The sequence below is a fragment of the Nocardia sp. alder85J genome, assembly GCF_020176955.2.
GTDB lineage: Bacteria > Actinomycetota > Actinomycetes > Mycobacteriales > Mycobacteriaceae > Nocardia.
In genome coordinates, this window is record NZ_JAIUCZ020000003.1 from 538983 (window position 1) to 560805 (window position 21823).

Below are 21823 nucleotides of genomic sequence, written 5' to 3' on the forward strand. Positions count from 1 at the left end.
CGCCGTCAGGCGCCGCGCCCCACCACGTCCAGCACCCACGCGTATTCGAACGCGACTTCCTTCCATTTCTCGTAACGGCCGCTGACGCCGCCGTGACCGGCGCTCATCTCCGTCTTCAACAGCAGCAGGGAATCGCCGGTCGCGGTGGCGCGCAGCCGGGCCACCCACTTGGCCGGTTCGACGTACAGCACCCGGGTGTCGTTGAGGCTGGTGACCGCCAGCATCGCGGGATAGCGCTGCGCCGAGACGTTCTCGTACGGCGAGTACGACTTCATGTAGAAGTACACCTCGGGGTCCGCCAGCGGATTGCCCCACTCGTCCCACTCGATGACCGTCAGCGGCAGCGACGGATCCAGGATCGAGGTGAGCGGGTCGACGAACGGCACGCTGGCCAGGATGCCCGCGAACAGTTCCGGCGCCAGGTTGGCGACCGCCCCCATCAACAGCCCGCCCGCACTGCCGCCGTCGGCCACCAGCCGGTCCGGGGCGGTGGCGCCGGTGTCGATCAGGTGCCGGGCGCACGCGACGAAATCGGTGAAGGTGTTCTTCTTCGTCAGCGTCTTGCCGTGTTCGTACCAGAGCCGGCCCATCTCACCGCCGCCGCGGACGTGCGCGACCGCGAACACCACGCCGCGATCCAGCAGCGACAACCGCGACACCGAGAATCCCGGGTCGATACTCGACTCGTACGAGCCGTAGCCGTAGAGCAGCGTGGGGGCGGGTCCGGCGGCCACGGCGGGTCCCGCGCCGGGCCGGCGGCGCACGATCGAGATCGGGATCCGGGTGCCGTCCTCGGCCACCGCCCAATCCCGGTGCTGCTCATAGTCGTTCGGGTCGTAGCCGCCGAGCACCTGCTGTTCCTTGCGCAGGATCAGCTCACCGGTGGCGGGTACGTAGTCGAACACCTGCATCGGAGTGATGAACGAGGTCAGCCCGATCCGCAGGGTCGGCTGTGCCCATTCCGGATTCGAGCCCACCCCGGCGGAGAACAGCTCCAGGCCGAATTCCAGCTCCTGCACCGTGCCGTAGCCGGCGCCGGGCGCACCGGAGGTGTCGTCGGTCAACGGCCACACCGCGACCCGCGGCAGCGCCTCGCGACGGTAGGACAGCACCAGATGGTCGGCGAAGCAGTCGATGTCCTCCAGCCGCACATCGTCGCGATGCGAGACGAGGATGGTCTGTTCCCCCGGCGCGTCCACCGGAGCCTCGGACAGGACGAAGTTCTCCGCCTTCACCCCGTCGACGACATCGTTGTGCAGGAACAGGAATCGGTCCTGCCCGGCGATCACGGCGTGCTCCGCGGAGTACTCCACCCCCTCGCGGCGCGGCAGCAGTACCCGGAATTCACCCTCCGGGTCGTCGGATTCGAGTACCCAGCCCTCGCTGGTGATCTTCGAACCGACCCAGATCATCAGATATTTCTCGGAGCGGGTGGCGCCGATGCTGACCCAGTACCGTTCGTCCGGCTCGTGATAGACGGTGACATCGCTGTCCTTCGCCGTGCCCAGGCGGTGCCGCCACACCGTGTCCGGCCGCCAGGACTCGTCGACGGTCTGATAGAAGACGTGGGAGCCGTCCAGTGACCAGGTCGCGCCCGGCGCGGTACCCGCGATCTCGTCGGCGAGGATCTCGCCGGTGCGCAGATCCTTGAACCGCAGCAGATAACGCTCGTCGCCGACGGTGTCGATGGAGAAGGCCAGCAGGTTCCCGTCGTGGCTCACGGAGAACGCGCCCAGCGAGAAGAAGTCGTGCCCCTCGGCCACCGCATTGCTGTCCAGCAGCACCTGCTCACCCGGGATCTCGGCCTCCGCCAGCAGCGTCGGCGGCGTCCAGTCGCCCGGATCGACGACGGGGCACCGGCAGTGCACGCCGTACTGCTTGCCCTCGAAACTGCGCGAGTAGTACCACCAGTCGCCCATCCGGGCCGGGACCGACAGATCCGTCTCCTGGGTGCGCGCCTTGATCTCGTCGAAGACGGCCTCCCGCAGCGGTTGCAGGTGGGCCGTGCGCGCCTCGGTGTACCCGTTCTCGGCCTCGAGGTAGGCGATCACCTCGGCGCTGTCCTTGTCTCGCAACCACTCGTACTCGTCGACGACCAGGTCGCCGTGGTGCAACCGCTCGGCGGGTACCCGTTTCGCCACCGGGGGGACCGCTCCGGCGGCGGTGGCCGGCGCCGCGTCGCCGGGGTTGGGGACCGTTCCGGTACCACTGTCGAGAGCCATGCGGTCCACGGTAATCGCGGGTCGCCGCCGGGCGACGTCCGGGCTATCCCAGACCGGTACGCCGGGCCGAACCCGGCAGACCGGCCCGGCGGGTGTCCACCCGGCGGGCATCCATCAGGAAATACAGGGCCGCATTGCGGCGCGGGCATTGCTCGGACGGACAACTGCGGTGAATGTGCAGGATATGGTGGGCCAGCTCGACGGTGAGGTGTAGGGGCACCACCGAGCAGGTGTCGTATTCGGGTGCCATCGGCGCTCTGTCCTTGTCGTGCCTGTTCGTGGCGAAATGCGCGATCAGGATCGTCCTGACCACATCGCCGTCCTCGTTCCGATACAGAGACAGAGGTTTCCGCTTCGATTGCCGGATAAACCACTTCGGCCACGACTACTGTGGATCGCGCTCGAGATCACCGAATCCCGCACCGAGGCAAGCCGAATCGTTCGGGCACGACGCCGACGCACAGGAGCAGACGTGGAAGCGAAGAATCGCGAGATCGAACCCGACGCCGTGTGGCACCGCAGCGGCGGCGGTACCGGCGGCGTGGAGGTGGCCTTCCTCGCCTCGGGCAATATCGGCCTGCGTGATGCGAAGAATCCCGGCGGTCCGGCGCTGATCTTCACCCCGGGCGAGTGGACGGCCTTCGTCGCCGGCGCCCAGGACGGGGAGTTCAACCGGCCCACAGCCTGATTCGTCCGGCCCGGACACCCGAGCCGCCCTGATCACTCCGGGTGCCGCGATCACCCTGTCGCCACGACCGCCCTGCCGCCGCGATCACCCTGCCGTCACGACCTCGCGAGGCCTGTCGCCTCCCCAGTGCCTCGAACGTCGGGCACCGGTGGGGCTAGGCGCCGATCGCTGCCGCGACCGTGGGCCAGGACGAGTGCAGGGTGTCCTGCCAGTACGACCACGAGTGGGTGCCGACCGGATCGTGTTCGATCCGGGCCGGGATGTCCAGCCCGCGCAGACGTTGCTCGAAGGATGTCACGCAGGCGTCGACCCCGGCCTCGATCGGCCCGCCGAAGACGATGTTCTCCGGTAGTTGCGGTTTGACCTCCGTCTCGTGCGGGCCGGGGAGGCCGGTACCGGTGGACAGGTAGATCGTCGTGCCGCGGAGATTGTCGGCCAGCAGCGCCGGATCGTGCTGGGCCCAGGCCGGATCGTCGGGCAGGCCCCACATGGCTGCCGGATTGCCGCCGCGATTGGCGATGGAGAATTCGATCGAGCCCTGGGCCATGCCCAGATCGGGACAGGCGCTGTACCCGGCCACGGCGTGATACCTGCCCGGATTGCGTACGGCCAGCACGAATGCCGCGATCCCACCCATCGACAGACCGCCGATGGCATCGACACCATTGCCGTCGAACGTGGCATCGATCAGCGGGGGTAGCTCGCGGGTGAGGAAGGTCTCCCAGCGGTAGTGCCCGAACTTCGGATCGTCGCTGCGCCAATCCGTGTAGTAACTGGCCTGGCCGCCGATCGGCAGCACCACGTTCACGGCTTTGTCCGCGAAGAAGGACTCGGCATCGGTGGCGTTGGTCCACGTGCTCTGCTGCTCGCCCGGGTCGAGGCCGTCGAGCAGGTAATACGTCGGCCGGGCCGCACCGCCGCGCGGATGCAGCACCTGGACCGGAACGACCCGGCCCATTGCGGGCGAGTCGATCGACAGGGCGGCCCGGGTCGGACTCAACTGCTCGACGGCCACGACCCGGGCGGCGGACACCGGGTCCGCGGCGGCGAGAGGCAACCGCCCGGCACCTGGAGTCCAGATCGTGACAGCCACCGAAAGCAACACGGCAGCAACAACACTGAAACGCATGCCCCACCTCCATCAGCCCACGTCGAGTGAGTCCCAACGTAGCTCACAGCGGTCGGCTTCGGCAGTGCTTTCCCGGTGCCGCACCCCTTGCGTGAACGTCGCACACCGTGGACCGAATCCGGCCCCGCACCAACGGGTTACCTCCCGGACACATCATGGTCCGAAATCCCGCCCGCACCAACGGGTTACGTCCCGAACCCGCGCGAACGCGCTACCGCGGCGCCTGCCGGTCCAGCGCGCCGCGCACCGAGGAGGCCAGGTAGTCCAGATCGGCGCGCACCGGATGGGTGGGCCGCGCCCGCAGACCGAAGCCGTCGCCGGGAGTCCGCGGAATCACGTGCAGGTGCACGTGGAACACCTCCTGCCCGGCCGTGACCCCGTCGGCGAGAAAGAAATTCACGCCGTCGCAGCCCACCTCGGAGGCGCGCAGCGCCGCGGCCAGCTGCTGCCCGACACGGAACAGCTTGCCGCCCAACTCCGGATCCAGCTCGGCCAGGCTGCGCGCCTGCACCTTCGGGATCACCAGCAGATGGCCGGGCGTCACGGGCCGAATATCCATGAACGCCAGCACATCGTCGTCCTCGTACACCTTCGACGCGGGAGCGCGGCCGGCGACGATATCGGCGAAGATCGTGTACGGATTCATGGCGAGCAGCCTACGTGCCCGATCCGCCGCACCCTCCGGCGCGGCGGAACCGCTGCGGCACTACAGGATCGGCGCCGGACTGTAGTGCGCGGCCGCCGGATCCGCGTCGACCAGCTTCTGCACCTGCGCCACCACCTCGGCCACCTGCGCCTCGGCCGCGCCGACGAAGGCGGAGCGATCGGCCAGCGCGGCCTCCAGTTCGGCGCGGGTCAGCGGCAGCCGGTCGTCGGCGGCCAGCCGATCCAGCAGATCCGGTTCGCGGCCCAGCTCGCGCATGGCCAGCGCGACCGCGACCGCGTGCTCCTTGATGACCTCGTGCGCGGCCTCGCGCCCGACCCCGGCCCGCACCGCCGCCATCAGGATGCGGGTGGTCGCCAGGAAGGGCAGGTAGCGATCGAGTTCGCGCCCGATCACCGCCGGATAGGCGCCGAATTCGGCGAGCACCGTCAGGAAGGTCTCGATCATGCCGTCGATGGCGAAGAACGCGTCCGGCAGCGCGACCCGGCGCACCACCGAACAGAACACGTCGCCCTCGTTCCACTGCGCACCGGCCAGTTCGGCGGCCATCGAGGCGTACCCGCGCAACACCACCTGCAGGCCGTTGACCCGCTCGCAGGACCGGGTGTTCATCTTGTGCGGCATCGCGGACGAACCCACCTGACCGGGCTGGAAACCCTCGGTGACCAGTTCGTTCCCGGCCATCAGCCGGATGGTGTGCGCGAACGAGGACGGTCCGGCGCCCACCTGCACCAGCGCGGACAGCACGTCGTGGTCCAGCGACCGCGGATACACCTGGCCGACGCTGGTCAGCACGCTCGCGAAACCGAGATGCCGGGCCACCCGCTGCTCCAGCAGCGACAACTTCGCCGCGTCGCCGTCGAGCAGGTCCAGCATGTCCTGTGCGGTGCCCATCGGGCCCTTGATGCCGCGCAGCGGGTAGCGGTCGATCAGTTCCCGCACACGGGTCAGGGCGAGCAGCAGTTCGTCCGCGGCGGAGGCGAAGCGTTTGCCGAGAGTGGTGGCCTGCGCGGCCACATTGTGCGAACGACCGGCCATGACCAGCGGCGCGTAGTCGGCGGCCCGCTCGGCCAGCCGGGCGGCGACGGCCACCCCGTGCCGGTACACATGCTCGAGCGACAGCCGGATCTGCAACTGTTCGACGTTCTCGGTGAGGTCGCGGCTGGTCATGCCCTTGTGGATGTGCTCGTGACCGGCCAGCGCGTTGAACTCCTCGATGCGCGCCTTCACGTCGTGACGGGTGACCCGCTCCCGCTCGGCGATCGAGGCCAGATCGACCCGGTCGATCACCCGCTCGTAGTCGTCGACCACGCCCGGCGGCACGTCCACGCCGAGTTCGGCCTGTGCCCGGAGCACCTCCAGCCACAGCCGGCGCTCCAGCACGATCTTGTTCTCCGGCGACCACAGGTGCCGCAGCTCCGGACCGGCGTACCGGTTGGCGAGGACGTTCGGGACAACACTCACGTCCGACGAGTCTAGTGTTCGGTGCCGACCCGATTGCCGGAGGTATGCGGGTGCAGGATGGTCTGCTGCGGAGTGGCCGGGGCGATCACGTCGATCAACTCCAGCAGGGCGCCGCGCGCGGTGCGCCGCGGCTGCGGATCCGGCTCGGTCAACGCCGCCACCACGGCCCCGTCGACCACCGCCACCAGCCGCCGCAGTTGCTCGCCGCGGACCACCCGATCGGAGCGGCGCAGCACGTCGGCCAACAGCTCCTCGAGCTGGCTGCGTAGTCGTAGCTGGACCTCGCGCAGTTCCGGGTGCCGGGCCGACGCCACCGAACGCTCGTAGCGGGCGAGCAGCTGTCCGCGCGCGAATTCGTCGTAGCCCTCGGCGCCCACCAGCAGATCCAGGATCAGGTCGACCGTCGCCTCCGCGCCGCGGCGGCGGTGGGTCACCTCGCCGATGCGGCGGCGCATCGCCTCGAGTTCGGCATTGCCGCTGAACTCGACCGCGCGCGCGATCAGATCCTCGAGGGATTCGAAGTAGTACGTCGTCGACGCCAGGGGGAGATCGGCCCGCGTGGCCACCGAGCGATGCCGGACAGCATCGAAACCACCTTCGAGCAACAGCTCGGCGGCAGCCGCAACCAGAGCCTGGCGACGCCGTTCGCCTTTCGGGGTCGTCGCGGTTATCACCGTGTCATCGTGCCAGTCGTCATCGGTTCATCCGTACCAAATCGGTGCGATCGCTGTCGGTTCTTCTTCTGCCGGTTCTTGTTTTGCGCACCCGATCCGGCCGAGGGCAACGTGATCCGGCCGACGGCAAAGGGGAGGGTGCGGTGCGAAATCAAACCATGCTTTTTCTACCGCATCCGCGGGCCGCAGGGGGCCCGGAACGGAAAGTCTTTGCGGGACTGGGCAGTCCGATGCGACGGATGTCACACAAAGCGCCCCATCCGGACCAGCGCCTCCTCGATATCGGCCGTGGCGCCGGCAAAGGAAATGCGGACCGTATGGTTTCCGTTCTCGGTGTCGAAATCGATTCCCGGTGCGAGCGCGACTCCGGTGTGCGACAACAGATCGGCACACCAGCGCGTCGAATCATCGGTCAGATGCGCGATGTCCGCGTAGGCGTAGAAGGCGCCGTCGGCCGGCGCCAGTTCGGTGATGCCCAGTTTCGGCAGACCGTCGAGCAACAGCGACCGGTTCTGTGCGTAGCGCCGCACGTGCCGGTCCAGTTCGACGCGGGACTCCGGATCGAACGCGTGCACCGCGGCGTACTGCGACACCGCCGGCGGGCACACCGTCATGTTCGAGGCCAGCCGCTGCAACGCCGGGCGCAGCCGGGCGGGCGCCAGCATCCAGCCCAGCCGCCAGCCGGTCATCGAGAAGTACTTCGACACCGAGCCCACCACCACCGAATCCCGCGAGGTCTGCCAGGCCGAGGCGGTCGGTTCGGTGTCGGCGTAGGTGATCCCGTGGTAGATCTCGTCCGAGATCAGCAGGGTGCCGTGGGCATCGCACCAGCGCGCCAGCGCGGCCAGTTCGTCCGGGTCGATCATGGTGCCGGTCGGATTGGCCGGGCTGGCCACGATCAGGCCCGCGGGCGGCTGGTCCAGCTCCTCCAGCATGGTCACCGTGGGCTGGAAGCGGGTCTGCGGCCCGCCGTCCAACTCCACCACCCGGCAGCCCAGCGCGGTGAGCGTGTTGCGGTAGGCCGGATAACCGGGCCGGACCACCGCCACGGTGTCGCCCGCGTCGAAGGCGGCCAGGAAGATCAGCGTGAAAGCACCGGAGGATCCGGTGGTGACCACCACGTCGTCGGCTGTCACCGCGACACCGTAGCCGTCGCGGTGGTACCCCGCGATCGCCTCGCGCAGCTCCGGGATACCGAAGGTCTCGGTGTAGCCGAGCAGTTCGTTGTCGATCGCCAGTTTGGTGGCCCGCAGCACCGGCGCCGGGGCGGGGGTGGACGGCTGCCCGGCGGCGAGCACCAGGACGTCACCGTGGGTACGGGCCCGTTCGGCAGCCGCCTTCCAGACGTCCATGACGTAGAAGGTCGGAATGGTGGATCGAAGCGATTCACTGCGCACCCGGTCGACGGTAGAACACGCCCGCACACCGGCTCACCCCCGGTCGCGAGACCGTCCTGTTATGGTCGGCGGTATGTCCGGACCGGGCATCGAGCGACGCGGTTCAGGGGGTGCGCACGGTGGTAGTGGTCCGCCCCGACTGGCGCTCGCAGCCCCCGCCGCCGACGCCGCGAGCGCGGATGCGGGACCTGGCGGGCCGTGTCCGGAGGCTCGCCGCACGACTGTGGGCCGCAGCGGCCCTGCTGTGGCGGTACGCACGACACCCCCGGCATCATGCGCGACGGCTCCGGCAGCGCACACAACGCCTCGAGCGCCGGGTGCGACGCCGGTGGCACGACGCGCGACGGCTCTCGCACACCGTCCGCACCCGGGATTGGCGTGCGGCGGGCCGGGATTCGGCGCACCGGGTCCGGCGCTTCGCCGAAACGCACCGGGCCCTGCTGATCGGCCTGTGCTGCACCGCGATTCTCGCCACGGCCGATGCCCGGCCCCCGGGTACGGTCGATATGGCTCTGGAAGTCGGTGCGACACAACGCATCCCGATCGCGTACGGGGTGGAGAACCAGGCCGCACCGGAATCGGCGCGGCGCTATCTCGACGCCATCGACAACGGCGAGCGCATCCGTGAATCCCAGGTGGTGGCCGCTGCCTCCCGCGCCACCCTGGAACGCGCCAAGGCCGAGGCCGCCGCCGCGGCGGCCGGACGCCCTGCTCCCTGGCTACCCGGTCCCGGCAGTCTCCCCGGCCTCGCACCCGGCCTCGGCGGCTACGCCCTGCCCGCCCGCGGGGTGTTCACCTCCGGATACGGAAACCGCTGGGGCACTTTCCATTACGGCGTCGATATCGCGGCGCCGATCGGCTCGCCGATCTACGCCGTCGCCGACGGCACGGTCATCGACGCCGGACCCGCCCAGGGCTTCGGACTGTGGGTGCGCCTCCGCCACGACGACGGCACCATCACCGTCTACGGCCACATGTACGACTTCTCGGTCTCCGTCGGCGAACGCGTCCACGCCGGTCAGCAGATCGCCCGCGTCGGCAACCGCGGCGATTCCACCGGCCCGCACCTGCATTTCGAGGTGCTGATCAACGGGCAGCACGTCGACCCGCAGCCGTGGCTGGCCCTGCACGGCATTCCACTGTCCTGACCCCGCGCGGCGACGCCGCACCGCTCTCCGGGCGACGAGCACGGGCCCCGGTCACGGCGATACGGAAATCGCGTGCCGTGCGTCAGACCCGGGACGGGACGGAGATGCGGTCCTCCACCGCCGCCAGCGCGATATCGGTACGGCAGTGCGCGCCGGGCAGTTTCACGCCCGCCAACCGGTCGTAGGCGCGACCGCGCGCCTCGGCGAGATCGGCGCCGACGGCGACGACGTTGAGCACGCGGCCGCCGGCCGACACCAGGGCGCCGTCGGCGCGCAGCGCGGTACCCGCGTGCAGCACCTCGGTATCGGGCTCGGCGTTCTCGGTGCCGGTGATCACGTCGCCGGTGCGGGGGCGGCCCGGATAGTTCTCGGCGGCCAGCACCACGGTGATCGCGGCGCCGGACCGCCAGCGCAGCGGCTGCGACCGGTCGAGGGTGCCGGTGGCGGTCGCGTACAACACCTCACCGAGCGGGCTGTCCAGCAGCGCCAGCACCGCCTGGGTCTCCGGATCACCGAAGCGGCAGTTGAATTCGACCACCGCGGGACCGGCCTGGCCGATCGCGAGCCCGGCGTACAGCAGCCCCGAGAACGGCACGCCACGGCGAACCATCTCGGCGGCAACGGGTTTCACGACATCGTCGACGATCTCCGCGACGGTCGCGGCGGACAGCCAGGGCAGCGGGGTGTAGGCGCCCATGCCGCCGGTGTTGGGCCCGGTATCGCCGTCGCCGACCCGCTTGTGGTCCTGCGCGGGCAGCAACGGCACCACGGTCTCGCCGTCGACCAGACAGAACAGCGACACCTCGGGCCCGTCCAGGAAGGACTCCAGCAACACCGGATGCCCCTGCTCGAGCAGTTCGGCGCCGTGATCGCGGGCGGCCAGTCGATCGGCGGTGACCACGACGCCCTTCCCCGCGGCCAGCCCGTCGTCCTTCACCACCCAGGTGGGCCCGAACCGATCCAGCGCCGCGTCCAGCTCGCCGGGATGATCGACCACCTCGCTGTGCGCGGTGCGCACCCCCGCGGCGGCCATGACGTCCTTCGCGAACGCCTTCGACCCCTCGATCCGCGCCGCGGCGGCCGACGGCCCGAAACAGGCGATCCCCGCCGCGCGCACCGCGTCGGCGACCCCGAGCACCAACGGCACCTCCGGGCCGATCACCACGAGGTCCGCCGCCACCTCCCGGGCCAGCGCCACCACGGCCTCGGCGTTGACCGGATCGACCGGCCGCAACTCGGCCGCCGGCGACATCCCCGGATTACCGGGGGCGGCGAACACCGCCCGCACCCCGAGGTCCCGGCGCAGGGCCAGCACGAGGGCGTGTTCACGGGCTCCGGAGCCGATCACGAGTACGCGCACGGCAGACAGCTTAGGTGACGTCGCCGGCCACCCCGACAGGTATCGCCCACCCACCCCGGGTGCCTCCGGCGCGGGCCGCGCGGGGACGGCAGAATACCCACCATGGCTTCCGTTTTCAGTGCGATCATCGCCGGTCAGTTGCCCGGACGCTTCGTCTACGAGGACGACGAATTCGTCGGCTTCCTCACCATCGCCCCCGTCACCCAGGGCCACACCCTGATCGTTCCCCGCGCGGAGATCGACCAATGGCAGGACCTCGACCCCGCCACCTTCGCCCGCCTGATGGCGGTCGCCCAGACCGTCGGGCAGGCCGTCCGCACCGCCTGGGACGCCCCCCGCGCGGGCCTGCTGATCGCCGGCCTCGAGGTCCCCCACCTGCACGTCCACGTCTTCCCCGCCTTCGACCTGGGCGATTTCAACATCTCCGGCGCCGACCAGGATCCGAGCAAGGAATCCCTCGACGAAGCCCAGGCCAGGATCAAGCAGGCCCTCCGCGACCTCGGCCACGGCGCCAACGTCCCCGCCTAGCCGCACGCCGCGGCCCGGCACCGAGGCGGTGCACTGGCCGGAGAATCCGTTACGGCCGATCATGATCACATGGTCGGCCGGTTGGAGGAGCTCTTGAGCCGCGTCACGCGGCGCTTGACGAAGGTCACCGACGACGCCGCGGTCGCTGCCGAGCGCGTGCCCCGGACGATCGGCACCGGTGTGCGTGAGGTTCGCGAGACCACGCTGGCCAGCGAGGCCCACGCATTTCCCGCCACCGAATTCTCCGTGCGTGACACCGCGACCGACCACGATGCGGTGACGATCCCCACGGGAGGTGGCGCCGCCACTCGCGACTCGACCGCATCCCACGCGGATATCGGCTCCGGGCGGGCCTATCGGCCGAGCCCGGCCGAGTCGGCGATGCGGACCCGTACCGGGCTGGTCGAGGATCCCGACGCAGCCGTGGCGGTCGGCGCCCGGACCCAACCGATACGACCAGTGGGCGCCCGGCCACAGCTGAATCGCCGACCGGCGCTGGCGATGCGATCGGACGACGGCGAACTCGGGATCTACAAACCGGCCGGACGCGAACGCCAGAACATGCGAGAAGGTATTCCGAACGACGTCGGGGAACAAGCCAAGCGCGAGGTCGCCGCGGCCCGCACCGACGAACTGCTGCAATTCGGCCTGGTACCGCCGACGGCACTGGTCGACGGCCCGCTCGGCAGCGGATCGTTGCAGCAACTGGTCCAATCGACCGAGGGACGGGCGATAGCCGACTATCCGCGCGTGCAACAGGAACGGATGGCAGTGCTCGACTACGTCATCGGCAACACGGATCGGTACGGCCCCAATTATCGGACCACGGCGTCCGGTGACCTGGTGGCCATCGACCACGGACTCACCTTTCCGGAGTCACCGGACCCGCAGGTGGGCATCATGTCGGAATTCGTCCACACCTACCGGTACGAACCGCTCAGCGAGGAGGTGCTGAACCAGGTCACCGCGGTCGACCCGGCGCAGCTCCGCAGCGCGCTGGAGGATCTCGATCTGCACCCGGACGCCGTGAACGGCGCTCTGGCGCGGCTCCAGGAGATCGCCGACCACGGCATGATCACGGGTGACGCCTGGCCGGGCCGGATCACCGTGTACAGCCAGAGGTAGACGATGGACCACCGACTCGGTCCACCGTTACCGTTGGTCATGGCAGCACACACCCCGATCGTGGTCGGCCTGTACGACATCGGATCCGGCAGACCGGAGCGAGTGGCCGAGTTCCGGTTGGCGGGTACCCGGGCGGAGCTGACGATCCTCGGTCCCGGCGGCTGCCGGCTCGCGCAGGAGTGGTTCGACCACGGAGTCGAGATCGAACAGGCTCGACGCGTCCTGCCTGACGACGGCCCCGGCTTTCTGCGCGCGCTGCTCCAACCGATCCCGCTGAGCTACTACCAACTGGTCGACGAGAGTCCCGTACCGCCGGCGACCCCGTGGAGCGTCACTGCCCCTGGCGCGGCAGCCGGACGGTGAAGGTGGTGCCCTCGCCGGGGGCGCTGCGGACGGTGACCGTGCCGCCGTGGGCGGCCACCAGGGCCTGGACGATGGACAGGCCCAGGCCGGTGCCGCCGCTGTCACGGCTGCGGGACGAGTCGGTGCGGTAGAAGCGCTCGAAGATGCGCTCGGCCTGGTCCGGGGCCAGGCCCGGACCGGTGTCGGCGACCTCGATCAGGACCTCGTCGACGGCGGGGGTCAGGCGGACCTCCACCGCGGCCTCCGGCGGGGTGTGGATGAGGGCGTTGTTGACCAGATTGCCCAGCACCTGACGCAGCCGGGCCTCGTCGCCGGCCAGTTCCAGGGTGCCCGCGCCGGAGCGGATCACCAGGTCGATCGGGCGGGGCGGGCCGTCGGGGCGGCGGGCGGCGTCGACCGCGCGGGCGCTGTGCACCGCGTCGCTGGCCAGGGCCAGCAGATCGACCGGACGGCGGTCCAGCGGACGTTGTGCATCCAGCCGGGCCAGCATCAGCAGGTCCTCGACCAGCACGCCCATCCGGTTGGCCTCGCGCTCGATGCGGTTCATGAACATGTCCGGATCGGCCATCGCGCCCTGCCGGTACAGCTCGGCGAAACCCTTGATGGTGGTCAGCGGGGTGCGCAGTTCGTGGCTGGCGTCGGCGATGAACCGCCGCATCTTGGCCTCGGACCGGCGAGCCGCCTCCTCGGAGGCCTCGGTGGCGGCGAACGCCTGCTGGATCTGCGACAGCATGCCGTTCAGCGACTGCGACAGCAGATCCACCTCGGTGTTGGTGCCGCGCACCGGAACCCGGCGGTGCAGGTCGCCACCGGCGATCGAGGCGGCGGTCTTCTCCACCTCGCGCAGTGGTCGCAGGCTGCGGCGGATCGCGAACTGGGCGACCACCGCCAGCGCGGCGAGCACGATGACCCCGATCACCACTTGCAGGCCGATCAGGCGATCGATGGTGTTGTCGATCTCGTCCAGGCGCAGCGCCACGATGCTGATCGAGCCGTCGGGACCGACGACCCGCATCGCCCGCCAGTGCTCGTCCGGATTGCCGACCGTCCCGATGGTCCGGGGATGCCGATCGAGATCGTCGGGAATGGCCGGAATCGTGGTGCCGGAGAGGAATTCGGTGCGCAGATTGCCGGACGGATCGAGGATGTGCACATAGAACAGGGTCGGCGGACGCTCACCACGCGGGGGCTGTTCCGGCGCCGGCGCCGGCTGGAGCGTCGGCCGGGCGAAGGTGTGCGACGCCTCGTCGAGCTGCCGATCGACCCGCTCGAGCAGGACCCGGTGCATCGAGGACGTGACCGCGACCCCGGAGACCAGCAATCCGAGACTCGACAGCAGAACCAGCGCCAGTACCAACGTGATCCGCAGTGGAACGGCGGTGAACTTCGACCAGACCAGGTGGGCGATCGATCGAGACCGGTGTGTCGATGACGCGGACGGCGGGCCTGTCGCGGTTGCCGGGGTGGCCGCGGCCGCGTCGACCTGGGTGCTCATCTCGCAGACTTGCTCCGGCTGGGCGCCCGCATCACGTACCCGACACCGCGCAGCGTGTGGATCAGCCGGTCCGGTCCGGTGTCGACCTTCTTGCGCAGGTACGACACATAGGTTTCGACGACGCCCACCTCGCCGCCGAAGTCGTAGCGCCACACGTGATCGAGGATGCGCGGCTTGCTCAGCACCGTGCCCGCGTTCACCATGAAGTACCGCAGCAGGGTGAACTCGGTCGGCGACAACGACACCGGCTCCCCCGCCTTCCACACCTCGTGGGTGTCGTCGTCCAGTTCGATGTCCTCGAACCGCAGCCGGGACGACTTCTGCTCCTCGACCACGTGACCGGAGCGGCGCAGGATCACCCGCAGCCGCGCCACCACCTCCTCGAGACTGAACGGCTTGGTGACGTAGTCGTCGGCGCCCAGCGTCAGCCCGGTCACCTTGTCCTCGACCTCGTCGCGCGCGGTGAGGAACAGCACGGGGGCGTCGATCCCGTCGGCACGCAACCGGCGCAACAGTCCGAACCCGTCCATGCCGGGCATCATGACGTCGACGATCATCGCGTCGGGCCGGAAGCTCTTCGCCTTGTCCAGCCCCTCCGCGCCATTACCGGCGGTGGCGACCTCGAAGCCCTGATAACGCAGGCTCACCGAGATGAGCTCGACGATCATCGGTTCGTCGTCGACCACGAGCACTCGGGCCTCTGGGGTTCGGTCGGCTGCACCATTCATAGGACAATCGTGCCCCGTACCATCGGGAAGTCGCTGAACCTTCTCTGGGAGTTTCCTGCGAGCCGCCTCCCCCTCGGGTCCGAGCCTCCTGTCAGCCCGGTCAGACCCCGGAACACGCCCGGACCAGGCCGGAATCGACTACCGCTACCGCGCAGCGACCCCGCGTGACCACTGGGCAACCCCTCGTGGAGCCTCCTGTCAGGATTGAACTGACGACCTTTCGCTTACAAGGCGAGTGCTCTACCACTGAGCTAAGGAGGCGGAAAGCGGGCCAATCATAACCGGGGTGACCCGCAGCCCCGAAAAGATGGAGGTACCGGCCCGGATCGGCGTGGGCCGACCGCCGGGAGCGACCGGCCCACGCGATGTCCGCGCAGTACCTTGGATCTCTACTCGGTGACGCGGCTCAGGACTGCGCGGCTTGCCGGGCGGCGTCGTCGGCCGCCATGGCGTCGCGCAGGCTCTTCGGCCGCATGTCGGTCCAGTTCTTTTCCACGTACTCGACGCAGGCAGCCCGGCTGTCCTCGCCGAAAACCACTCGCCATCCTGCCGGGACCTCGGCGAAAGCCGGCCACAGCGAATGCTGCTCTTCATCGTTGACCAGAACGAAGAAGCGGCCGTCCTCGTCGTCGAAGGGGTTGGTGCTCATCTCACCTCACTGGATACTGGCGCTGTGTACGGATACGCGGTCGGGGGTCCGACCTGGGGCTGACCCCGTGACGCGTCTGTCGACCCTAGCAAGGTCGAGGCTACGACAGTCACGGTTACCTGGAGCCTGCGAAGAAATCCAGCAAAACCTTGTTCACGGCCTCCGGTCGCTCCAGGTAGCCGTAGTGCCCCGCGTCGGGAATCTCCTGGTAGCGGGCACCGGGAATGGCCTCCGCGAGCTCTCGGGAGAGGTATGCCGGAATCATCCGATCGTCGGCGAAACCGATGGAAAGACACGGCACCCGGATGCCGCGATAGGCCTGCAACCGATCGAACTCGTGGTCCATCCGCCGCTGCGCGCGCACCCCGGGACTCACCGGTCCGCCGGTGAACTCGAACAGATCCAGCCAGTCCCGGGCGGCGTTCGGATCGGCGAGGGTGGCCGGCGAGAGATTCATCACTGCGGTGAGCGCGGCATCGTATTTGGCGGGCATGCGCACCCCGCTGGCGTCGAGTTCGTGCTCACCGGCCGACAACGTCTTCTGGAACAGGTCGAGGCGGGCGTGACCGGCCAGAAACACGGCCTTGCGGACCAGGTCGGGGCGGGCCAGCGCCAGTTCCTGGGTGACGCGCGCGCCCATCGAGGTGCCGGCCACCAGCGCCGGGCCCTCGTCGAGGAGTTCGATCAGTGCGGCGGTGTCGGCGACCATGTCCTCGATCGCGATGCCTGCCGTGGATTCGAAGGACGGCGCGATGCCGCGATTGTCGAAGGTGCACACCCGGTATCCGGCGGCCAGCAGCGCGGGCACCTGATGCAGCTCCCACACCCGGCCCGGACTACCGGTGCCCATGATCAGCACGACCAGCGGCGCCGCGCCCTTGGTGTCGGTGCCCTTCGCCCTGTCGCCCTTCACCTGATAGTTGAGCGAGATTCCGTTCACCGTGGCCAACGGCATGATGCTTCGGACCCTTTCTGCTACCTTCTGCTTTCCTTACCCAACGGTATAGGTAGACCGCCCGCCGGTGTTTCGCCCGGACGTTGCGGCCGTTGCAGTTCGGGGCGAGGTATCCCCGAGGGGACGGTACCCAGGTCGCCGCCCGATACCATGGACTCTCGAGTAACCGTCATATTCCGAGCTGTGCGATCACAGCCCGAGCCGAGAGGACACGCCGATGGCCGCGAAGGGCGCCAACGACATCGCGGACGACGATCTGGAGCCGCTGGCGGACGAGACGGCCCGGCAGGCCCAGCGCGTGGTGGCCGCCTACGCCACCGACGCCGACGAATGCCGCATGCTGCTGTCGATGCTGGGTATCGCTCCCAACGGCCGCGGCGACTAATCGCACGGTCTCCGCCGGAGACCTGCCCGCACCGCACAACTTCAACGCCGACACGGCCCGGCGACCGGAGGATCGAGCAGTGGACCAGATGAGCCAATCCCCGACCGACCTATCCCTGCCCGAGCAGCCGGACGGCGATGCCGCCGAGACGGTCCACCGGGGTAACGACGCCGGTTCCGGATTCGTGGTGGTCGCCAACCGCCTGCCGGTCGATCTGGAACGGCTGCCGGACGGCACCAAGCGCTGGAAGCGCAGCCCCGGCGGTCTGGTGACGGCACTGGAACCGGTGTTGCGCAGCAACAACGGCGCCTGGGTCGGCTGGGCCGGCGTGCCCGATGTCGATGTCGACCCGATCATCGAGGACGGCCTGGAGCTGTACCCGGTGCCGCTGTCGGCGGAGGAGGTGGCCGACTACTACGAGGGCTTCTCCAACGGCACGCTGTGGCCGCTCTACCACGACGTCATCGTGCGTCCGGAGTACCACCGCCGCTGGTGGACCGCGTACGTCGACGTGAACCGCCGGTTCGCCGAGTACACCGCCAAGGTGGCCGCCGAGGGCGCGACGGTGTGGGTGCAGGACTACCAGTTGCAGCTGGTGCCGAAGATGCTGCGCATGCTGCGGCCGGATCTGACCATCGGCTTCTTCCTGCACATCCCGTTCCCGCCGATCGAGTTGTTCCTCCAGATGCCTTGGCGCACAGAGCTGGTCGAAGGGCTGCTCGGCGCCGATCTGATCGGCTTCCACCTCCCCGGCGGTGCGCAGAACTTCCTGTACCTGGCGAGAAGGCTTGCCGGGCAACCGACCTCGCGCGGCACCATCGGCGTGCGCGCGAAAATGGGTGTGGTGCAGGTGGGTTTCCGCACCGTCCGGGTGGGTGCGTTCCCGATCTCGATCGCGTCGGCGGAGCTGGACGAGTACTCCCGGCGGCGCTCGGTACGCGAGCGCGGCGCGCAGATCCGCGCGGAACTGGGCAATCCGAAGAACATCCTGCTCGGCGTCGACCGGCTGGACTACACCAAGGGCATCGACATCCGGCTGGCCGCGCTGGAGGAGTTGTTGCAGGAGAGCAAGATCGACCCGGCCGAGACGGTGATGGTGCAGCTGGCCACCCCGAGCCGGGAGCGGGTGGAGAGCTACATCCAGATGCGCGGCGACATCGAGCGCCAGGTGGGCCGCATCAACGGCGAATTCTCCCGGGTCGGTTACCCGTTCGTGCACTATCTGCACCGGCCGATCCCGCGCGAGGAACTGGTGTCGTTCTTCGTCGCCGCGGACGTGATGCTGGTGACGCCGCTGCGCGACGGCATGAACCTGGTCGCCAAGGAGTACGTAGCCTGCCACAGCGGCCTCAACGGCGCCCTGGTGCTCAGCGAATTCACCGGCGCGGCAGCGGAATTGCGGCAGTCCTACCTGTGCAACCCACACGATCTGGAGAGCGTCAAGGAGGCGATCCTGCACGCCATCGGCGACGACGCCGACACCCGCCGCCGCCGGATGCGAGCGCTGCGGCGGCAGGTGCTCACCCACGACGTGGACCGGTGGGCGCGGGCCTTCCTGGAAGCATTGGCACAGGACCGGGTAGCGGGCAGCGCACTACTCAGCGACGACGAGCCGTAATATCGGCCTTCGCTTCGCTCCGGCGGGTTCGCGGCCCCTGAGTCTCGGTCCTTCCCTCCTCCGGTCGGTCCAGGACCGAGACGGGCCGCGAACGTGCCTGTCGAGCCTGCGAATTGGTGACCGGGGCGGGGTGAGCCGGGCGGCGACTAGATCGGGTCGATCTTCCCGACCAGCCACTGCCCGCCGTCCTTGTCCAGGCTGACCCGTACCCGGGTGCCCAGCACCGAGCCCTGCGGCGAATCCTTGCCGGTGGTCACCTGATTCAGGTACACCAGCACCACCGCGTGCGAGGGCTGGGTGGAGATCACTCCGACCGCCTCGGCGGTCGCCCGCACCGTCAGCTCCTTCTGCTTCGCGGCGGGCGCGATGTCCTTGGTGATCAGGGTGAGGTAGTCACCGCGGAAGCTCGGGGTGAGATTGTTGGCGGCCTTGGGCAATTCGGTGTCGACGGTGTGGTAGTCGTAGGTGAAGATCGCCTCCAGCGTGCGCTGCGCCACGGTGGAGGAGGCGGCCCGTGCCTGCTCGGTCCGCCGATCCGTCCAGAACTTGTAGCCGACGCCGGAGGACACGGTGACGGCGGCGAGGAACAGCACGACCGCCGTGACCACGAGTGTGATCCGCCTGGTTTCGATGTTCATGCCACGAACTCCACTTCGGATGCGGTGACGGTGCCGTTGCCGTCGCGGTTCAGCGTGACCCGGAAGCGATAGGTGCGCTGCTGCGGCTCGGTCGAACCGGCGTTGGTGAGCGTCTGCGTCGCGGCGACCAGCACCTTGGCGGTATCGGCGCTGTCGCTCTCCAGCGCCGCCTCCACGATCTCGCCGTGCGCCTTCACCTTGGCCTGCTGCACGACCTTCGCGTACGCGTCCTTCTGCGAGGAGTATTCGGCCTTCAACTGCCCGGAGGCGACCGAGAGCACCCGGTCGATATCCGCGGACGCGGTGTCGTCCTGGATGTTGGTCAGATTGAGAATGGCCTGCTTGGCGGTCTGCACATACTCGGTGCGCCGGTCGGACATCGCGTCCGCGTGCCGCTGGTGATAAATGGCGACACCGCCGGCGCCCAGCAGCAGCACCAACGACAACACCGTGACCACCGTGGCAGCCCAGCCCAGCACACCCAGACTGCGCCGGGGCTCGCTGCGGATGTCGGTGGTGGGATCGGCCAGGGCCGGCGCCGCGTCGGCCTGCCGCGCGGGGATCCGGCGATCGGACAGTGCGAGGTCGACGTAGGTCCAGCCCTGATCGGCGGCATCGTCGTCGGCCCCGTCGGCATCCACCACCTCACCGCCCCGCACGGTCGGGTCGTCCGTCGCGTCGGCGGGCGGCCCGGCACTGTCATCTCCGGCGACCTGCTCCGTCGCGCGGCGTTCACCGGTGGTCGGGGGGTCCGATTTCGCCGAGCCCGGCGCGACGGTCCCCTCCCGAGCGGCGCCCTGGGACATCGGCGATCGCCCGCCGTCCGGGACGGTAGGCACGATGGTCGCTTGCCGGAAATCGGCCGGGACCACGGGTTCGGCAGCCGCGGTGGCGGCCGACACGGGGGCGGCAGACGGCGTGACGGTGGACGGCGTGACGGCCCCGGACGCCGTCGACTCGGCAGCAGGCGGCACCACAGGCGTCGCCGGCACCGATCCGGTGCCCGCCGAGGTCCCGGGCGCGGCGGCTGCCGACTCGGCAGCGGCGGTGGACGGCGGTGCGGCCTCGACATGGCCGTCGACCGGGCCCGCCTGACGGCTCGCGCGCCGCCGGGCTCGTCCGCTGTTCGTTCTGCTGTCGCTCATCGCAGTGGCTCCTCGAACATCGCCTGCCAGGTGGACGGTACCGTGCCGGATCCGTCGGGACCGACGTCGCCTTGGTGGTAGGTGCGGCCGTCCGGGCCGACGAACGTGCCGCTCGCCGGGTCTCGGGACGTGGAGACGGCCGCCGGATGGGTCGTCCCCGGGTCGCCGGGCCGGTCGTCCGGCGGCGGCGCGGCGGCCGGGGCGGGCGTCTGGAACGGCGGGTTGTCCCCCTCCGGAACGTACCCCTCCGGGTCGTGGCACAGCTCCGGGGTCGGCGCGCGTTTACCGGGTACGTCGGCGCACGGTGTGTTGCGGATGCCGCGCACGGCCTCCTTGGCGTCCTGCGGCACCTTGCAGTACAGATCGCCCTGGATGTCGGGGTGGTCGGTCGCGGTGGGCGCCCGCCACTGGCTGGGCGGCAGGAAGCCGGTGAGGCAGCCGGGTGGGTCGTTGAGGCCGAGCATGAAGTCGACCACGGCGCCGTATTCGGCCGGACCGCGCACCACCGTCAGCAGCGCGGCGACCAGCGGCGGATAGATCACCAGGATCTGTTCCAGCCCCGCGTGATACGTGACCCCCACCTGCCCGACGCTGACCAGATTCGACAACAGCAGCGGCAGTGTCGGTTTCAGCTGCTGGAAGGTGGAACTCACCTGCTGCGCCGCCGACGGGGTCCGCTCCAGCAGTTGCCCCAGCGACGGATCATGCTGCCGCAGTTGGTCGGTCACCGTCGCGAGATCGCGGGTCCAGTTCCGGATCGAATCCGCCGACTGGTTCTGGGTGTCGAGCAGCGGCCCGATCCTCGCCAGCAGATCCTTGGTCTGGCCGGTGTTCGCCTGCGCCTCCTGCACCAGCAGCGAGGCGGAGTCGATGAACTTCTGCAGGTCCGGCCCCGCGCCGTTGAAAGCGACGAAGGCGTCGTCGATGACCTCGCGCAGTTTGGTGTCGGCCACGCTGGTCAGCAGCCGGTCGGCCTGGTCCAGCATGGCACCCACGTCCTGCGGCAGCCGGGTGCGATCGACCTCGATCACCGAGCCGTTGTGCAGGTTGCCGCCCTGCGGGTGGTCGGCGGGCACCAGATCCACGTACTGCTCGCCGATCGCCGAGACGCTGCGCACATAGGCGTCGCTGTCGCTGGGCACCTTGTAGTCGCTGTCGAGGGACAGCACCGCGTCCACCCCGGACGGGGTGAGCCGCACGGCGGTCACCTTGCCGATATCGGTGCCGCGGTAGGCCACGTTCGCCGTGGGGTACAGCCCGCCGGTCGCCTGCAACCGCACGGTGACCCCGTAGCGGCCGATCCCGAACATGGCGGGCAGCTGAATGTAGGTGCCGGCCATGACGATCAGGCCGACGAGGGTCAGCACCGAGAAGACGATCAGCTGGGTCCGCACGAATCCGGTGAGCTTCATCGATCCGTACCTCCCTGCGGCGCAGCCGCATCAGCA

Annotated in this window: 22 protein-coding genes and 1 tRNA gene; 7 read left to right on the forward strand and 16 right to left on the reverse strand. The window is 69.4% G+C overall.

What is annotated here, in order from left to right; all coding sequences use genetic code 11:
* Positions 1-5: 5 nt before the first annotated feature.
* Both LBW94_RS13645 and LBW94_RS13650 read right to left on the reverse strand, forming a co-directional pair.
* Entirely contained in the window at positions 6-2222 is a 2217-nt protein-coding gene (locus LBW94_RS13645) for a S9 family peptidase (protein ID WP_225054082.1), read from the reverse strand.
* Positions 2223-2265: 43 nt separating this feature from the next.
* Entirely contained in the window at positions 2266-2535 is a 270-nt protein-coding gene (locus LBW94_RS13650; RefSeq protein ID WP_225054080.1) for a hypothetical protein, read from the reverse strand.
* A 159-nt stretch (positions 2536-2694) separates the two neighbouring features.
* Between LBW94_RS13650 and LBW94_RS13655 the strand changes: the two genes are divergently transcribed.
* A complete protein-coding gene (locus LBW94_RS13655) occupies positions 2695-2910 on the forward strand; it encodes a DUF397 domain-containing protein (protein ID WP_225054078.1) in 216 nt (71 codons plus the stop codon).
* Positions 2911-3064: 154 nt separating this feature from the next.
* On the opposite strand, the gene LBW94_RS13660 is transcribed toward LBW94_RS13655, so the two are convergent.
* From LBW94_RS13660 to LBW94_RS13680, 5 genes are all read right to left on the reverse strand, one after another.
* A complete protein-coding gene (locus LBW94_RS13660) occupies positions 3065-4039 on the reverse strand; it encodes an alpha/beta hydrolase (RefSeq protein WP_225054077.1) in 975 nt (324 codons plus the stop codon).
* A gap of 211 nt (positions 4040-4250) precedes the next feature.
* Positions 4251-4685, reverse strand: coding sequence for an HIT family protein (locus tag LBW94_RS13665; RefSeq protein ID WP_225054075.1), 435 nt, complete (start codon positions 4683-4685; stop codon positions 4251-4253).
* 60 nt (positions 4686-4745) lie between these two features.
* Positions 4746-6167, reverse strand: a complete 1422-nt coding sequence (gene purB / locus LBW94_RS13670; RefSeq protein ID WP_225054074.1) for an adenylosuccinate lyase — start codon at positions 6165-6167, stop codon at positions 4746-4748.
* Positions 6168-6178: 11 nt separating this feature from the next.
* Positions 6179-6841, reverse strand: a complete 663-nt coding sequence (locus LBW94_RS13675; RefSeq protein ID WP_225054072.1) for a TetR/AcrR family transcriptional regulator — start codon at positions 6839-6841, stop codon at positions 6179-6181.
* 242 nt (positions 6842-7083) lie between these two features.
* Positions 7084-8238 (reverse strand): pyridoxal phosphate-dependent aminotransferase, encoded by a 1155-nt coding sequence (locus tag LBW94_RS13680; protein ID WP_225054071.1) that lies wholly within the window; start codon positions 8236-8238, stop codon positions 7084-7086.
* A 110-nt stretch (positions 8239-8348) separates the two neighbouring features.
* Between LBW94_RS13680 and LBW94_RS13685 the strand changes: the two genes are divergently transcribed.
* Positions 8349-9386: a M23 family metallopeptidase gene (locus LBW94_RS13685; protein ID WP_225054069.1), complete on the forward strand. Its 1038-nt coding sequence runs from the start codon at positions 8349-8351 to the stop codon at positions 9384-9386.
* Between the two features lie 82 nt (positions 9387-9468).
* Here the strand turns inward: LBW94_RS13685 and purD are convergent, their stop codons facing one another.
* A complete protein-coding gene (purD, locus tag LBW94_RS13690) occupies positions 9469-10746 on the reverse strand; it encodes a phosphoribosylamine--glycine ligase (protein ID WP_225054068.1) in 1278 nt (425 codons plus the stop codon).
* A 102-nt stretch (positions 10747-10848) separates the two neighbouring features.
* Between purD and LBW94_RS13695 the strand changes: the two genes are divergently transcribed.
* The 3 genes from LBW94_RS13695 (at position 10849) to LBW94_RS13705 (ending at position 12762) form a co-directional block, all read left to right on the forward strand.
* Entirely contained in the window at positions 10849-11274 is a 426-nt protein-coding gene (locus LBW94_RS13695; RefSeq protein WP_225054066.1) for an HIT family protein, read from the forward strand.
* Between the two features lie 69 nt (positions 11275-11343).
* Positions 11344-12399, forward strand: coding sequence for a phosphatidylinositol 4-kinase (locus LBW94_RS13700; protein ID WP_225054065.1), 1056 nt, complete (start codon positions 11344-11346; stop codon positions 12397-12399).
* Positions 12400-12438: 39 nt separating this feature from the next.
* Positions 12439-12762 carry a hypothetical protein gene (locus LBW94_RS13705; RefSeq protein WP_225054063.1) on the forward strand — a complete coding sequence of 108 codons (324 nt, stop codon included), beginning with the start codon at positions 12439-12441 and terminating at the stop codon, positions 12760-12762.
* On the opposite strand, the gene LBW94_RS13710 is transcribed toward LBW94_RS13705, so the two are convergent.
* From LBW94_RS13710 to LBW94_RS13730, 5 genes are all read right to left on the reverse strand, one after another.
* Positions 12731-14257, reverse strand: a complete 1527-nt coding sequence (locus LBW94_RS13710; RefSeq protein WP_225054062.1) for a sensor histidine kinase — start codon at positions 14255-14257, stop codon at positions 12731-12733. The two genes, LBW94_RS13705 and LBW94_RS13710, sit on opposite strands and share 32 nt — an antisense overlap.
* Positions 14254-14985: a response regulator transcription factor gene (locus LBW94_RS13715; protein WP_225054060.1), complete on the reverse strand. Its 732-nt coding sequence runs from the start codon at positions 14983-14985 to the stop codon at positions 14254-14256. The genes LBW94_RS13710 and LBW94_RS13715 overlap by 4 nt, the downstream gene beginning before the upstream one ends.
* A gap of 186 nt (positions 14986-15171) precedes the next feature.
* Positions 15172-15246: transfer RNA gene (locus LBW94_RS13720), tRNA-Thr, on the reverse strand.
* A 145-nt stretch (positions 15247-15391) separates the two neighbouring features.
* The gene (locus tag LBW94_RS13725; RefSeq protein ID WP_019931522.1) at positions 15392-15634 is read right to left on the reverse strand and encodes an MbtH family protein; all 243 of its coding nucleotides are present in this window, start codon (positions 15632-15634) and stop codon (positions 15392-15394) included.
* Positions 15635-15749: 115 nt separating this feature from the next.
* Positions 15750-16589 carry an alpha/beta fold hydrolase gene (locus LBW94_RS13730; RefSeq protein WP_225054059.1) on the reverse strand — a complete coding sequence of 280 codons (840 nt, stop codon included), beginning with the start codon at positions 16587-16589 and terminating at the stop codon, positions 15750-15752.
* A gap of 217 nt (positions 16590-16806) precedes the next feature.
* On the opposite strand from LBW94_RS13730, the gene LBW94_RS13735 reads away from it, so the two are divergent.
* Both LBW94_RS13735 and LBW94_RS13740 read left to right on the forward strand, forming a co-directional pair.
* Positions 16807-16974 carry a hypothetical protein gene (locus LBW94_RS13735; RefSeq protein ID WP_225054057.1) on the forward strand — a complete coding sequence of 56 codons (168 nt, stop codon included), beginning with the start codon at positions 16807-16809 and terminating at the stop codon, positions 16972-16974.
* An 88-nt stretch (positions 16975-17062) separates the two neighbouring features.
* Entirely contained in the window at positions 17063-18592 is a 1530-nt protein-coding gene (locus LBW94_RS13740) for an alpha,alpha-trehalose-phosphate synthase (UDP-forming) (RefSeq protein ID WP_225054055.1), read from the forward strand.
* A 146-nt stretch (positions 18593-18738) separates the two neighbouring features.
* Here the strand turns inward: LBW94_RS13740 and LBW94_RS13745 are convergent, their stop codons facing one another.
* The 3 genes from LBW94_RS13745 to LBW94_RS13755 are packed head-to-tail and all read right to left on the reverse strand — an operon-like array spanning position 18739 to position 21787.
* Positions 18739-19230 carry a h domain protein gene (locus LBW94_RS13745; protein WP_225054054.1) on the reverse strand — a complete coding sequence of 164 codons (492 nt, stop codon included), beginning with the start codon at positions 19228-19230 and terminating at the stop codon, positions 18739-18741.
* Positions 19227-20375 carry a hypothetical protein gene (locus tag LBW94_RS13750; protein WP_225054052.1) on the reverse strand — a complete coding sequence of 383 codons (1149 nt, stop codon included), beginning with the start codon at positions 20373-20375 and terminating at the stop codon, positions 19227-19229. Before LBW94_RS13750 ends, LBW94_RS13745 begins: the two co-directional genes overlap by 4 nt.
* Positions 20372-21787, reverse strand: coding sequence for an MCE family protein (locus tag LBW94_RS13755; RefSeq protein ID WP_225054051.1), 1416 nt, complete (start codon positions 21785-21787; stop codon positions 20372-20374). Before LBW94_RS13755 ends, LBW94_RS13750 begins: the two co-directional genes overlap by 4 nt.
* Positions 21788-21823: the final 36 nt, after the last annotated feature.